This window comes from Nocardia sp. CA-084685 (assembly GCF_050955785.1).
In the GTDB taxonomy this organism is placed as follows: Bacteria; Actinomycetota; Actinomycetes; order Mycobacteriales; family Mycobacteriaceae; genus Nocardia.
Window position 1 is genome coordinate 405140 of sequence record NZ_CP192094.1, and the last position, 14547, is coordinate 419686.

The 14547-nt window shown below is 66.5% G+C and carries 7 protein-coding genes and 1 pseudogene; 7 read left to right on the forward strand and 1 reads right to left on the reverse strand.

Annotated features, from left to right (window positions below; translation table 11 throughout):
* Nucleotides 1-171 precede the first annotated feature (171 nt).
* From ACQP2U_RS01810 to ACQP2U_RS01825, 4 genes and pseudogenes are all read left to right on the forward strand, one after another.
* Nucleotides 172-1791, forward strand: a pseudogene (locus ACQP2U_RS01810) (DNA polymerase III subunit gamma and tau); the annotation flags it as partial.
* A gap of 2490 nt (nucleotides 1792-4281) precedes the next feature.
* Entirely contained in the window at nucleotides 4282-5496 is a 1215-nt protein-coding gene (locus ACQP2U_RS01815; protein WP_433713075.1) for an acetyl-CoA C-acetyltransferase, read from the forward strand.
* A gap of 115 nt (nucleotides 5497-5611) precedes the next feature.
* Nucleotides 5612-7762 carry a 3-hydroxyacyl-CoA dehydrogenase NAD-binding domain-containing protein gene (locus tag ACQP2U_RS01820; protein ID WP_433713076.1) on the forward strand — a complete coding sequence of 717 codons (2151 nt, stop codon included), beginning with the start codon at nucleotides 5612-5614 and terminating at the stop codon, nucleotides 7760-7762.
* Nucleotides 7763-8020: 258 nt separating this feature from the next.
* Nucleotides 8021-9133: an esterase-like activity of phytase family protein gene (locus ACQP2U_RS01825; protein WP_433713077.1), complete on the forward strand. Its 1113-nt coding sequence runs from the start codon at nucleotides 8021-8023 to the stop codon at nucleotides 9131-9133.
* Between the two features lie 21 nt (nucleotides 9134-9154).
* On the opposite strand, the gene ACQP2U_RS01830 is transcribed toward ACQP2U_RS01825, so the two are convergent.
* Complete coding sequence (locus tag ACQP2U_RS01830; RefSeq protein WP_433713079.1) at nucleotides 9155-9607, reverse strand: MarR family winged helix-turn-helix transcriptional regulator; 453 nt, start codon at nucleotides 9605-9607, stop codon at nucleotides 9155-9157.
* Nucleotides 9608-9699: 92 nt separating this feature from the next.
* Between ACQP2U_RS01830 and ACQP2U_RS01835 the strand changes: the two genes are divergently transcribed.
* The 3 genes from ACQP2U_RS01835 to ACQP2U_RS01845 all read left to right on the forward strand — a co-directional run bounded on the left by ACQP2U_RS01835 (nucleotide 9700) and on the right by ACQP2U_RS01845 (nucleotide 14532).
* The gene (locus ACQP2U_RS01835; RefSeq protein WP_433713080.1) at nucleotides 9700-10140 is read left to right on the forward strand and encodes an SgcJ/EcaC family oxidoreductase; all 441 of its coding nucleotides are present in this window, start codon (nucleotides 9700-9702) and stop codon (nucleotides 10138-10140) included.
* A 27-nt stretch (nucleotides 10141-10167) separates the two neighbouring features.
* A complete protein-coding gene (locus tag ACQP2U_RS01840) occupies nucleotides 10168-10779 on the forward strand; it encodes an SgcJ/EcaC family oxidoreductase (protein ID WP_433713081.1) in 612 nt (203 codons plus the stop codon).
* A gap of 168 nt (nucleotides 10780-10947) precedes the next feature.
* Nucleotides 10948-14532 (forward strand): protein kinase domain-containing protein, encoded by a 3585-nt coding sequence (locus ACQP2U_RS01845; protein ID WP_433713082.1) that lies wholly within the window; start codon nucleotides 10948-10950, stop codon nucleotides 14530-14532.
* Nucleotides 14533-14547: the final 15 nt, after the last annotated feature.

Here is a 14547-nt window from a genome sequence, read left to right on the forward strand (position 1 = left end):
CGATTGCTCCGGTATTGCCGCCTTCGCCGCTGATCAGTGGGGGCTAACAAAGGTTTTAGCATCTTGTGATCTACATCACATATATGACACGAAACGCCCGGCACCGCGCCGCGCCCGGCCTGTCGGTCGAGGGGAATGTGCTTTGTCGGTGGGCGCCGGTAACCTCTGGCCGTGGCTCTGTACCGGAAGTACCGACCGGCAACGTTCGCTGAAGTGGTGGGTCAGGAGCACGTCACCGACCCGCTGAGTACCGCCCTCGACACCGGTCGCATCAGTCATGCCTATTTGTTCTCCGGCCCCCGGGGCTGCGGCAAGACCTCCTCGGCGCGCATCCTCGCGCGCTCGTTGAACTGTGTACAGGGCCCCACCTCGACACCCTGCGGCGTTTGCCCCTCCTGTGTCGCGCTCGGACCGGGCGGTCCGGGCAATCTCGATGTGATCGAACTGGACGCCGCGAGTCACGGCGGTGTCGACGACACCCGCGAACTGCGTGACCGGGCCTTCTATGCGCCCGCGGAGTCGCGGTATCGAGTCTTCATCGTCGACGAAGCGCATATGGTCACCACGGCCGGGTTCAATGCGCTGCTCAAGATCGTCGAGGAGCCGCCGGCCCACCTGATCTTCATCTTCGCCACCACCGAGCCGGACAAGGTGCTGCCCACCATCCGCTCCCGCACGCACCACTACCCGTTCCGGCTGCTGCCGCCCGCCACTATGCGCGGACTGCTCGGCAAGATCTGCGAGCAGGAGCAGGTGCCGGTCGAGGAGGCGGTGTACCCGTTGGTGATCCGCGCGGGCGGTGGGTCGCCGCGCGACAGCCTGAGTGTGCTCGACCAACTGCTCGCGGGCGCCGGACCCGAGGGCGTCACCTATTCGCGGGCGGTTTCGCTGCTCGGCGTCACCGATGTCGCGCTGATCGACGATGCGATCGACGCGCTCGCCGCCAGCGATGGCGCCGCTCTGTTCGGCACCATCGACCGCGTCATGGAGGCGGGCCACGATCCGCGCCGCTTCGCCGTCGACCTCCTGGAACGCCTGCGCGACCTGATCCTGCTGCGGGCCGTCCCCGACGCCGCCGACCGTGGTCTGGTCTCCGGCCCCGGCGATGTCCTCGACCGCATGCGTGAACAGGCCGAACGCACCGGCCCGGCCACGCTGGCCAGGCATGCCGAGCTCCTGCACGAGGGTCTCGGCGAAATGCGCGGCGCCACCGCCCCCCGCCTGCTGCTCGAGATCGTCTGCGCCCGCATGCTCCTCCCATCGGTCTCCGACGCCGAATCCGCAACCCTGCAACGCCTGGAGCGCCTCGAACGCGGCATAGCCACCGCGGCGGCACCGCCCGCCACCGCACCCTCCGCCCCGGCGGAGCCCGAAGCCCCTGCCCAATCGACCCCACCACGTTCGGCCAACGAACCTCCCCGCCGCCGAGGCGCGGAACTCCTCGCCGCCGCCCGCCGCGAAAAAGACGCCACCCGCGCTGGCGCGAGCCCTGCGAGCGTTGCTGGGCAGGCTGGTGCTGCTGGCCACGCTGGCACTGTCGGGCAGGCTGGTGCCGGGCACGCTGGTGTCGCCGGGCAAGGTGCTGCTCCCGGGCAGAGCCTTCCTGCTGAGCGAGCCGCGGCGGCGGTGCGGTCGACTGCCGATCAAGAAAGCCTGACCGGTGGGCAGGATCCTGTCGCCCGCCGGAACGCGGCTGCCGAACAGGGCGATGTCGGCGGCCAGCACCTTGTCGATGCGCAGGATCCGGCGGTCGGACACAGCGCTGTGGCAGCACAGCCCTCGGCGACGGCAGAGGATCGGACCACCAGCGAGCATTCGGCTGTCGGCCGGAGCCCGGACGCGCGGCAAGGCGACGCAGTGGCCGGATTCGCTTTCGTGCCCGGCGATTCGACGGCGCAGGACGGCGAGACGCAGACGGGTGCGTATCCCACACTCGTCGAACGGGGCGCGAGTACCGGACAACTCGGCGCGACAAATCCGACCGGAGTTGATGCCTCGGCCGGGACGAGCGGCGCACCCGTCGACGCGGCCTCCTCAGGACAAGCAGGCTTCGATGCTTCGCCGGGTGCTGCCGCTGCTTCGGCCGATGCCGCTCCGGGGGAGGCTTCCGCTACGTCTTCGGGCGTCGAAGCTGCGGATCGAGCGGTCGCGTCCGGCCCCGGTGGAGCCGAATTCGCTGATGCCGTGGGCTCGCAGGCTGCCGCCGAATTGCTGGAAACCGAAGGGGCGCAGGCGGTCTCCGAGGCAACTGAGCCGCGACAGCGCGACTACTCCGATTCCGCAGACGCGCCGGCGGCGTCGAATTCGAAAGCTGTGCAGTCGATTTCGGATCAGTGGCCTGATCAAGCTGCCGCAGGTGGCGTGTCGTCCGGGGCCGGTCCGGCGCAGGCGAGCGAGCAGACCAGTGGGGCAGGCGCGAGTCTCGAAACGCACCACGACGCTGCGGTGCAGCGGTCGGAGCGAGATTTCGCGGATCCGGTCGGAGCTGGTGCGGCGGCGCAACGCGGTGAGTCGGCGGCGGGCGTTGGCTCGGATCGGCAGGGTGCTGCCGAGCGGCAGGGGCGTCCAAATCGTGCTGAGCAGCAGGGGCGTGCGCAAGATGCTGCGGGGCAGCCGGGACGTGCACAAAATGCTGCTGAGCAGCAGGGGCGCGCGCAAGATGCTGCGGGGCAGCCGGGACGTGCACAAAATGCTGCTGAGCAGCAGGGGCGCGCGCAAGATGCTGCGGAGCAGCCGGGACGTGCCCAAGGTACTGCGGAGCAGCCCGGACGTGTGCAAGCTACTGCGGAGCAGCCGGAACGTACCCAAAGTACTGCCGGGCAGCCGGGACGTGCAGAAAATGCTGTCGAGCAGGGGCGTGCGCAAGATGCTGTCGAGCAGTCGGGGCGTGCGCGAGGTGCTGTCGAGCAGTCGGGGCGTGCGCGAGGTGCTGTCGAGCAGTCGGGGCGTGCGCGAGGTGCTGTCGAGCAGTCGGGGCGTGCGCGAGGTGCTGTCGAGCAGTCGGGGCGTGCGCGAGGTGCTGTCGAGCAGTCGGGGCGTGCGCGAGGTGCTGTCGAGCAGTCGGGGCGTGCGCGAGGTGCTGTCGAGCAGTCGGGGCGTGCGCGAGGTGCTGTCGAGCAGTCGGGGCGTGCGCGAGGTGCTGTCGAGCAGTCGGGGCGTGCGCGAGGTGCTGTCGAGCAGTCGGGGCGTGCGCAAGATGCTGTCGAGCAGCCGGGACATGCGCAAGGTCCTGCTGAGCAGCAGGGACGCGGTGCCGTGCGGCACGGCGGTGCGCAGGGGGGCGCGGACCAGGGCGGTGCGGACGTCGCGCAGCAGGGGGATTTGTTGCGGGCGGTGGAAGGGGCCTGGGGGGAGATTCGGGCGAAGGTTCGGGAGTTCGGGCCTACGGTGCAGGCGTTGTTATCGGGGGCATCGGTGGCGCGGATCGAGGGGGAGGTGATCGTATTCGCGCATCAACATGCGCCGTTGGCGCAGCGGCTGTCGGATCCGCGGAATGTGGAGGCGGTGCGGTCGGCGGTGCGGGCCGTGCTCGGCAGTGATCATCCGGTGCGCTGGGAGGCGGGTGGGGCGGCGCCTCGGCCTGCGGCTGCCGCACCCAAGACGAGCCGGGGGCGCGGTCAGGGCGGGCAACAGGCCGCCAATGCGCCGGGACGTGAATCCGGCAACCCGGCCGGACGCGGTTCGGATACGCCTGCACCGCCGCGGTTCTCGCGGCCGAGTCAGGCCAGGGCGGCCGCCGATCCCGCGGCGGGCGCTGGTCAGCGGCCCGCGCCGAGTGGCGATCCGCGGTCGTTCCGCGGCGATGACGATATTCCGCCACCCGATTACCCGGATCTACCCGATGACCCCGGCCCAATGGATTACGCGCCGATCGATCGCGTCCCGCCGCCCTCCACCCCGGAGGAGGAGCAGGAGATGCTGGCCGAATCGCAGACCCCGGTGGCGCCGGGGGATCGGCGCGACCCGGATGAGGTCGCCTTGGAGTTGCTCAAAAGTGAGCTGGGTGCCACACGTCTCGACGGTTGACAACCCGCGTTCACAAGACGTTAAGTTAACCGGAGTTCGCACACGACGGTAGTATGAACGGGTGGCCGCGAGCCGCGGTATGGCGAAGTTCTATGGTAGGCGCAGGCATGCGTGTACCGAGTACTCGTCATCGCCGCTGCTTGTCGACTTTTGTACAGCGTCAGGACGGTCGGTCTCCGGACCGATCGGCGAGGTCACTCGCATGGACGGACGAATGTTCGGCCGCCGCACCCTTAAGGAAGGAAACACTCCGATATGACCACAGAGGCCTACATTTACGAGGCCATCCGCACCCCGCGCGGACGCGGCAAGAAGAACGGTTCGCTGCACTCGGTCAAGCCGATCGATCTGACTGTTGGTCTGATCCAGGAGCTGCGCGGCCGTTTCCCGAACCTCGACGAGGACCGGATCTCCGACCTGATCCTGGGTGTCGTCGCGCCGGTGGGTGACCAGGGTGCCGATATCGCCCGCACCGCCGTGACCGTGGCCGGCCTGCCCGACACCGTCGGCGGCTTCCAGCTCAACCGCTTCTGCGCCTCCGGCCTCGAGGCCGTCAACCTGGCCGCGCAGAAGGTCCGATCCGGCTTCGACGACCTGGTCATCGCCGGTGGTGTGGAGTCCATGTCCCGCGTGCCGATGGGCTCCGACGGTGGCGCGTGGGCGCTGGACCCGGCTACCAACTACGACACCTACTTCGTGCCGCAGGGTGTCTCCGCCGACCTGATCGCCACCATCGAGGGCTTCTCCCGCGATGACGTGGACGCCTACGCCGTGCGCTCGCAGGAGCTCGCTGCCAAGGCGACCACCGGCGGCTACTTCGCCAAGTCGATCGTTCCGGTCAAGGACCAGAACGGCCTCGTCGTCCTCGACAACGACGAGCACATGCGTCCCGGCACCACCGCCGAGGACCTGGCCAAGCTGAACCCGTCCTTCGCCGTGGTCGGCGAGATGGGCGGCTTCGATGCCGTGGCGCTGCAGAAGTACCACTTCGTCGAGAAGATCAACCACGTCCACCACGGCGGTAACAGCTCGGGCATCGTCGACGGCGCCGCGCTGGTGTTGGTCGGTACGGAAGAGGCGGGCAAGGCTTCCGGCCTGACCCCGCGTGCGCGCGTCGTCGCGACCGCCACCAGCGGCGCCGACTCCACCATCATGCTGACCGGTCCCACCCCGGCCGCCAAGAAGGCGCTGGCCAAGGCGGGCCTGACCCTCGATGACATCGACCTGGTCGAGATCAACGAGGCCTTCGCCTCCGTGGTGCTGAAGTTCCAGAAGGATCTGCAGATCCCGGACGAGAAGCTGAACGTCAACGGCGGTGCCATCGCGATGGGCCACCCGCTGGGTGCCACCGGCGCGATGATCACCGGCACCATGGTCGACGAGCTGGAGCGCCGCAACGGCCGCTACGCGCTGATCACGCTCTGCATCGGTGGCGGCATGGGCGTCGCCACGATCATCGAGCGCGTCTAAACCCAACCGACAGCCGAGAATTCACGGCGGCGTTCGCGCAGGCCCGGAGGCGGTAGCTTGCGTAACCACGTAGGGACCGCGAACGCCGCCAATTAGACACAGGAGACACAGAGCTGTGAGCGAGACCAACATGATCGGTTGGGAGCAGGATTCGGACGGCATCGTCGTTTTGACGATGGACGACCCGAACCAGGGCGCCAACACGATGAACGAGCTGTACAAGACGTCGATGACCGCCACCGTCGACCGGCTCGAAGCCGAGAAGGACAGCATCACCGGCGTGGTGATCACCTCCGCGAAGAAGACCTTTTTCGCCGGCGGCGACCTGAAGAACATGATGAAGGTCGGCCCGGAAGACGGCCAGGCCCTCATGGAGGAGCTCGGCACCATCAAGTCGGCGCTGCGCCGGCTGGAGACCCTGGGCAAGCCGGTCGTCTCGGCGATCAACGGTGCCGCGCTCGGCGGTGGCCTGGAGATCACCCTGGCGACCCACTACCGTATCGCCGCGGATGTGCCCGGTGTGCAGCTCGGCCTGCCCGAGGCGACCCTCGGCCTGCTGCCCGCCGGTGGTGGTGTCATCCGCACCGTGCGCATGTTCGGCCTGCAGGGCGCGCTGATGCAGTTCCTGCTGCAGGGCAATAAGTACCGTCCGGCCAAGGCCAAGGAACTCGGCCTGATCAACGAGGTCGTCGGCTCGGTCGAGGAGCTGGTGCCCGCCGCCAAGGCGTGGATCAAGGCCAACCCCGAGGGTGGCGTGCAGCCCTGGGACAAGAAGGGCTTCAAGATTCCGGGCGGCACCCCGTCCAGCCCGGCCTTCGCCGCCAACCTCCCAGCCTTCCCGGCCAACCTGCGCAAGCAGCTCAAGGGCACCAACATGCCCGCGCCGCGCGCCATCATGTCGGCCGCGGTCGAGGGTTCGCAGGTCGATATCGACAACGCGTCGCTGATCGAATCGCGCTACTTCGTCTCGCTGCTGACCGGCCCGGTCGCGAAGAACATGATCCAGGCGTTCTTCTTCGACCTGCAGTCGATCAACAACGGCGGTTCGCGGCCCAAGGATGTTCCGAAGAAGGAGATCCGCAAGGTCGGCGTGCTCGGCGCGGGCATGATGGGCGCGGGCATCGCCTACGTCTCGGCCAAGGCGGGCTATGAGGTCGTGCTGAAGGACGTCACCATCGAGGCGGCCGAGCGCGGCAAGAACTACTCCGAGAAGATCGAGGCCAAGGCCCTCTCGCGCGGCAAGACCACCGAGGAGAAGTCCAAGGCGCTGCTGGCTCGGATCAAGCCGAGCGCGGATGCGGCCGACTTCGCCGGTGTCGACTTCGTCATCGAGGCGGTCTTCGAGAACACCGAGCTCAAGCACAAGGTGTTCCAGGAGATCGAGGACGTCGTCACCCCGGACGCGCTGCTGGGCTCGAACACCTCCACCCTGCCGATCACCGGTCTGGCGACCGGTGTGAAGCGCCAGGAGGACTTCATCGGCATCCACTTCTTCTCGCCGGTCGACAAGATGCCGCTGGTGGAGATCATCAAGGGTGAGAAAACTTCCGATGAGGCGCTGGCCCGGGTGTTCGACTACACCCTCGCGATCAAGAAGACTCCGATCGTCGTCAACGACAGCCGCGGCTTCTTCACCTCGCGCGTGATCGGCACCTTCGTCAACGAGGCGATCGCCATGCTCAACGAGGGCATCGAGCCCGCGACCATCGAGCAGGCCGGTCTGCAGGCAGGCTACCCGGCCGCGCCGCTGCAGCTGTCGGATGAGCTGAACCTGACGCTGATGCAGAAGATCGCCAAGGAAACCCTCGAGGCCGCCCAGAAGGGTGACAACACCCTCGGTGTGAAGCGGCATCCGGCCCAGGATGTCATCGACTACCTGGTCGAGCAGGGTCGCCCGGGTCGTCTTGGCAAGGCCGGTTTCTACGAGTACGACGAGGACGGCAAGCGCCTCGGCCTGTGGCCCGGACTGCGCGAGCACTTCAAGAGCACCGCCGGTTTCAGTGTGCCGCTGCAGGATCTGATCGACCGCATGCTGTTCATCGAGGCGATCGAGACCCAGAAGTGCTTCGACGAGGGTGTGCTGACCACCACCGCCGACGCCAACATCGGCTCGATCTTCGGTATCGGCTACCCGGCCTGGACCGGGGGTGTGCACCAGTTCATCGTCGGCTACCCGGGCGGCCAGGCGGCCTTCGTCGAGCGCGCCGACTACCTCGCCAAGACCTACGGCGAGCGTTTCGAGGTCCCGGCCTCGCTGCGCAAGTAGTCACGCGGTAACCCGCTAACGGCAAGCCCGCCATCGCATTTCGCGGTGGCGGGCTTTCGCCGTTGCGGGAGCGAGCTACACCGCGACCTCGAAGCGGTTGCCCGGATGGCCGATCTGGAAGCACTTGGCGGCATTCCGAGAGCTGACCCGGGGGCCGCGCCTGGTGTCGGGCGAACGAACCTTGATCCTGGTCAGCGACCATACCTTTTCGAATGCCGTTAACCTGGGCGACCGGCCTCGCCGATACGGTGGTTGGTTGTGGTCAGAAGTAAACCGTCCCTGCTTGTCGCGACCATCGCGCTCGCATGTGCTGTTGCCCCGGTTGCCAACGCAGCGCCGCAGCCGGTCGCGTCCGACGTCGCACCGGTGCGCTTACTCGGCCAGCAGATCATTCCGTTCGACACGGACTTTCGGGGCACCACGGTCGGTGGCCTGTCCGGTATCGATTTTCAGCCGAGCACTGGCGAATACGTGCTGATCAGCGACGACAGGTCCGAGCGTGATCCGGCGCGCTTCTATACCGCGCGATTCGGCGTGGACGATAGCGGCATCGGTCCGGTGACCTTCACCGGGACCCGCCCGCTGCGCACTCCGGACGGCTCGGTGTACGCGCCGAAGTCCTTGGACCCAGAGGAGATTCGGGTCGACCCGTGGACCGGTGACTACTACTGGACACAGGAGGGGGAGCGCACCGATGCCGTGCTCGCCGACCCCTCGGTCCGAATCACCCACCGGGATGGCGCTTTCGCCGCCGAACTCCCGATTCCGCGGAACGAGCGGATGCTCCCGACCACGGGGCCACGTCAGAATCTCGCGCTCGAGGGCGCGACCTTCGCGGCGGGCGAGACATTGTTCGTGACCTCCGTCGAGGGTTCGCTGCTGCAGGACGGTCCCGCCGCAACGGCGAAAACCGGTGCCACGTCTCGGATTACAGTACAGGCGCGCTTCGGCCCGCTGCTTGCTCAGTACGCCTACCCGATGGAGCCGGTATTCGCGGAGTCGAGTCCGGAGCCGGGCCAGGGTATGAACGGCATTGCCTCGATCCTGGCCGCCGATCCGCTCGATCCCACGAGATTCCTTGTCTTGGAACGGTCTTACGTGCTCGGCATCGGCAATAAGATCCGAATCTACGAAGCCGATACCAAGGGTGCGACCAATATTCTCGATGCTCCGCTCGGCACCGCCCGACCGGTCACCAAGCGGTTGCTGGTCGACCTCGCCGATGTCGGCCTCGATCCCATCGACAATATCGAGGGCATGACGTGGGGACCGGGCCTGCCCTCCGGCGAGCGGACGCTGATTCTGGTGAGCGATAACAACTTCTCGGATAAGCAGGTCACACAGATCGTGGCGCTGGCTGTACAGCAGTAGAACGCGGCGGCGGGTTGTAGTTCAGCTGGGACGTAGGTCTTCGGCGGCTTGGTAGTACGCGTCGGCGGCCCGAGTGAAGTAGTCGAAGAGCACTTCGCGTTGTTCGGGTGAATAGCCGCCGATGATTTCGCCGATGGCCCGGCGGGCGGGTGCCAGGATTTCATCGAGATCGGCTGGCTTATCGATCAATTCGACGATGACCTTGCGACGGTCGCCCGGGACCGGGACGCGGCGCACATAGCCCGCGTCTTCGAGGCGATCGATGAGGCGCGTGGTGGGGCCGGTGGTCAGGCCGCTGCGGGCGCCCAGTTCACCGGGCGTCATGGCGCCGTTGAGTTCCAGGATGTTCAGGGCGTAGAGGTCTGTCGCGCCCAGGTCGACGGCGCGCGCACCGGCCTGTCCGTGCAGCATGACCGCGCTGAGATAGCGGCGGTAGACCTGGCTCGCGTCCTTGCGCATCGGCGGTGTTGACACGGATACCTCCATCTCCTAATCTCTTCTTCAACGAAGAAGCTTCTTCAACAAAGAAAGCTCTTCTAAGAAGAAATCTAGCATGGAGGACCGTCATGACAAGCAATGACACCCGGGCGATCGAAGCCGTACTCGCGGAATTGGTCGACGCATGGGGCCGCGGCGATGCCGACGCATACGGCACCGTCTTCACCGAAGACGCCACCTACACAAGCTTTCTCGGCACGCTCTACCGCGGCCGCGCCGATATCGTCGCCTCGCATCGCGCCCTGTTCGGCAGCGTCCTGAAGGGCACCCGGCTGGCCGACGACATCGTCGACATCCGCTTCTACGGCCCGGATACCGCCGTGGTCAACAGCCACGGCGACACCTACAAGGGCAAGCCCAAGCAACTCACCAAGACCCAGACCTACACCATGGTCCGCCGCGACGGCCACTGGCTGATCGCCGCCTTTCAGAACACCAAGCGCAACAAGCTCATGGAGCGAATCACCTACCTGTCCACCCCCGCCGCCCGCCCGGCCGCCGAGCGCTGAACTCCTACTGCCCCAAAAGGATCCGCTATGAACGCCCCCGAGCCCCGCAATCACCGCCGCATCGTCTCCCGCGTCCTCGCTGCCTCCGCCATCACCCTTGGTATCGCCGCGGGCAGCGGTTACCTCTGGCTGGACCAGACCTCGGATGTGCACAACCTCGGCACGCCCGCCTGCACCACCGTCAGCACGCCCGCACCGCAGTCGGCCCGGGAAATCTGCGATCTGCTCGACCAACTCACCGACGCCTGGGGTCGCGGCGACGCCGACGCCTACGGTGCCCTGTTCACCGAGGACGCCACCTACACCAGCTTCGTCGGCACCTACTACCAGGGTCGCGCCGATATCGTCGAGGGGCACCGCGCCCTGTTCAAGGGCTTCAAGAAGGGCACCGAACTCACCGATTCGATCCTCGGCATCCGCTTCTACGGCCCGGATACCGCCGTTGTCACCAGCCGCGGCGATACCTATAAGGGCGACCCGAAGCAGCCTGAGGAGTTGTCGAAAACGCAGACCTACACCGTCGTTCGCCAAGACGTTCGCTGGTTGATCGCCGCATTCCAGAACACGCAGCGCAAGAACGTCATGGAGCGGATCTCGTTTCTCTACGATCCCGCGACCAGGCCCATCGCCGAGCGCTGAGGCGGTCGCAACCACGCTGTTTCGAAAGCCCCCCACTCGGGTTGATACCGCGCTACGTTGGAGTATGCGTGACCTATCGGGCATCGTGAGATCGTTTCGCGATGTCCGATGTCCGTGTGTTTCTCGGTCGCCGGTGACGCCGATTCGTTGTGAATTCGAGGTGGTCACATGAATCCACAGATGCGTTCGGGCAAGGCAAACGCCGAATCGACTTCGGCCGAATCGGACACACAGCGACATGCGCCCATCGATATCGTCGACGAGCTCGAGGCGATGGGCCTGTCGGATGCGGTCGAGATCGGCCGGGGCGGGTTCGGGGTGGTGTACCGCTGTGTCCAGTACGCATTGGATCGCGTGGTCGCGGTCAAGGTGCTCTCCTCGGAGATCGATGCCGAGAGCCGGGAACGATTCCTGCGCGAGGAGCAGGCGATGGGCCGGTTGTCCGGCCATCCGAATATCGTCGACATCCTGCAGGTCGATGTCACCCCGACCGGTCAGCCGTTCATCGTGATGCCCTTCTGCACTCGGGGTTCGCTCGAACGGCTGATCCGGGACCAGGGTCCGCTCACCTGGGCGGATTCGCTGCGGGCCGGGGTCAAGTTGGCGGGGGCGATCGAGAGCGCGCATCGGGCCCAGATTCTGCATCGGGACGTCAAACCGGCGAACGTCCTGCTCAGCGCGTACGGCGAACCACAACTGACGGATTTCGGAATCGCCAGGATTCCGGGTGGTTTCCGCACTTCCAGCAGTTTGATCACCGGCTCGCCCGCCTTCACCGCGCCCGAGGTGCTCAAGGGCGACGAGCCGACCGTCCGCTCCGATGTATACGGCCTCGGCTCGACGCTGTTCGCCCTGCTGACCGGCCATGCCGCCTTCGAACGGCAATCGGGGGAGAAGGTGGTCGCGCAATTCCTGCGGATCACCACCCAGCCCGTGCCGGATCTGCACGGCCACGACATACCCGACGATGTCGCCGATGCGATCCAGTATGCGATGCACACCGATGCGGATAATCGGCCCGCCTCGGCCTTCGAGTTCGGGGAGCTGCTGCGCACGGTGCAGGCCGAGCATGATCAGATGCCCGATGAGATGGCGCTGCTGGATACCTCGGTGGTGGCGCCGGAGGAGACCGAACATCCGAGCGCGGCCGAGGTGACGGTAACGCGACCGGCGGTTACCGCCCGCCGCAGTTGGCCGTTGACATTGCGTCCCGCGGTATCCCAGCATCCGGCCAACGCCACCCCGGTCGCGCCGACACTGCCCCCGACGGCGACGACGAAATTCCGCCCACCGACCCCCGCCCGCGAGCCGGTACCCCGCCCACGCCTGCTCGACACGCTGCGCGCTGGTGGTCGCCGCCGACTCGCGGTGATCCACGCACCAGCCGGATTCGGCAAGAGCACAGTGGCCGCGCAGTGGCGCAATGAGCTGGTCGATGGCGGGGTCCCGGTGGCCTGGCTCGGCGTCGACCAGGACGACGATAACGAGATCTGGTTCCTGGCCCACCTCATCCAGGCGATCCGCCGGGTCCGCCCGGATATCGGTGAGGGTTTGGATCAGGTGCTCGAGGAGCGGCCCGCTGATGCGGTCGCCTATGTCATCTCGACGCTGATCGATGAGATCCACGCCAGCGGGACAACCATGGTGGTGATCGTGGACGACTGGCACCGCGTCAGCGATGCGGGTGCGCGGCGGGTGATGGATGCGTTGTTGGAGAACGGATGTCACCATCTGCGCTTCGTCGTGACCAGTCGTGAGCAGTCGGGCCTGCCGACAAGTCGGATGCGGGTGCACGATGAATTGATCGAGATCGGCTCCTCGGTATTGCGCCTGACCAGTGCGGAGACAAAGGAAATCCTGGTGCAGCGCAACGGATTCGCGCTCACCGATAACCAGATCGAGGAGATCCACGCGGCCACCGACGGTTGGCCCGCCGCGGTTCAGTTGGTGAGCTTATCGTTGCGCGGCAATGTCGATCCGGATCGTTTGATCGCGAATCTCGCTGAAGGCAGTCACGGTATCCGCGAGTATCTCGCCGAAAACGTTCTGGACGCACTCGAACCCAAAATGCTCGACTTCCTGACCTCGATCTCGATCACCGAGCGGGTCAGCGGTTCGCTGGCCTCGGCGTTGTCGGAGGAGCCGGACGGTGAATCGATGCTCGAGCAGGCCGAACAGCGCGAGTTGTTCGTCCGGCGCATTGCTCATGACCCCGAGTGGTTCCGGATGCAGCCGCTGTTCGCCGAACATCTGCGGGCACGGTTGGAGCGGGCCGATCCGAGCAAGTCGAAGGCATTGCACCGCAAGGCGGCTCGCTGGTACGCCGAACACAATTTGCTGCGCAAGTCGGTCGATCACGCACTCGCGGCGACGGATCTGAAGATGGCGCTCGATCTGCTCGAGAGCGGCGGCATGGACCTCATCGATAAGTCCCGCGTCGCGACGCTGCTCGGGACGGTATCGAAACTGCCGGTGCAGCAGGTGGCTTCGCGTTCCAAACTGCTGATGGCCGTGGCCAGGGCGAATGTGAATCTGCAGCAACCCGCCGCGGCGCGCGCGGCCTTGGGCCGATTGTCCAATGTACTGGCGCGCGGTTCTTCCACCGATGACGATGCGGATCGGCAACACTGCCAGGCGGTGGTGCTCGCGGCCTCGGATCAGATCGCCCGTGACCACACCGAGGGTGTGCTCGACCGGGTGACCGAATGTCTGGAGAAGCCCGATGAACTACCCGCCTGGACCGTATCGACCGCCGCGAATCTGACCTCCTTCGTGCGCCTGTGCGAATTCGATTTCGACGGCGCGCGCGAAATCCAGGAATGGGCGGCGCCGTATCACGCCCGATCCAAGGATCCGCTCGGCGCGGTTTTCGGACTGTGCGGCAAAGGTGCCGCGGCCTATGAACAGCTCGATATCGCCACTGCCACAAGTTGTTTCCAGCAGGCGTGGGAGACCGCACGGGAGAAGTCGGGACCGCGCTCGGATGCGGTGCGGGTCGCTGCGGCGCTGCGCGGGGAAATGAGTTACCGCCGCGGCGATCTGGATACCGCCGATCGGCTGCTCGATGACAGTCATCAGCTGGTCACCCGGGTCGGGCCGGTTGACTTCCTGATTTCCACCTTCGTGGTCGGTGCCAGGGTCAAGGCCGCGCTCGGCGATCTGTACACCGCCACCGCCCGACTCGACGAAGGTGATCGAATCGCCGCCGATAACAGGCTGATTCGGCTCGCCGCTCATATTCGCGCCGAACGGCTGCGCCTTGGACTGCTGACCGATACCGGGGCCCGGCTGGCCGTCGACGCCGCGACCGGATACGAATCGGATATCTCCGGAACCATCCATCAGGCCCATCGGATGACGGGTGCGGCGGCGCTGGCGGCGGAGGCGCAGGAGATCGCCGCGATCCGCGCACTGCTGTCCGAACGTCAGCTGCGCGCCGATGATCGTGCGGTGCGCCGGGCCCGCGCGCTACACGCTCGCATGGTCGAACAGCACCGTCCCCGTGCTGAATTGGATACCGTACTGTTGCTGGCCGAATGTCTGGCCGCCTCCGGCTGGGTCGGCGAGGCCACCGGACTGCTGCTGCCCGCGGCGGCCACCTGCGCCGAGCACGGTTGGACCATGCCGCTTTTGGATGCGGGCCCAGGTGTGCTCGGTATCCTGCGCGTGCTGCGCACCGAAATGCGTGCGACGCCGGGTCAACCCGGCGAAACGACGCTGCCCGCCCTATTCCTGGATGAACTCCTGGGCTAGGACGGGCGGTATCGG

Excerpts from the sequence above, each read along its gene's own strand:
- ACQP2U_RS01815 (WP_433713075.1), top strand. The coding sequence starts at position 4,282 with ATGACCACAGAGGCCTACATTTACGAGGCCATCCGCACCCCGCGCGGA.
- ACQP2U_RS01835 (WP_433713080.1), top strand. The coding sequence starts at position 9,700 with ATGACAAGCAATGACACCCGGGCGATCGAAGCCGTACTCGCGGAATTG.
- ACQP2U_RS01840 (WP_433713081.1), top strand. The coding sequence starts at position 10,168 with ATGAACGCCCCCGAGCCCCGCAATCACCGCCGCATCGTCTCCCGCGTC.
- ACQP2U_RS01845 (WP_433713082.1), top strand. The coding sequence starts at position 10,948 with ATGAATCCACAGATGCGTTCGGGCAAGGCAAACGCCGAATCGACTTCG.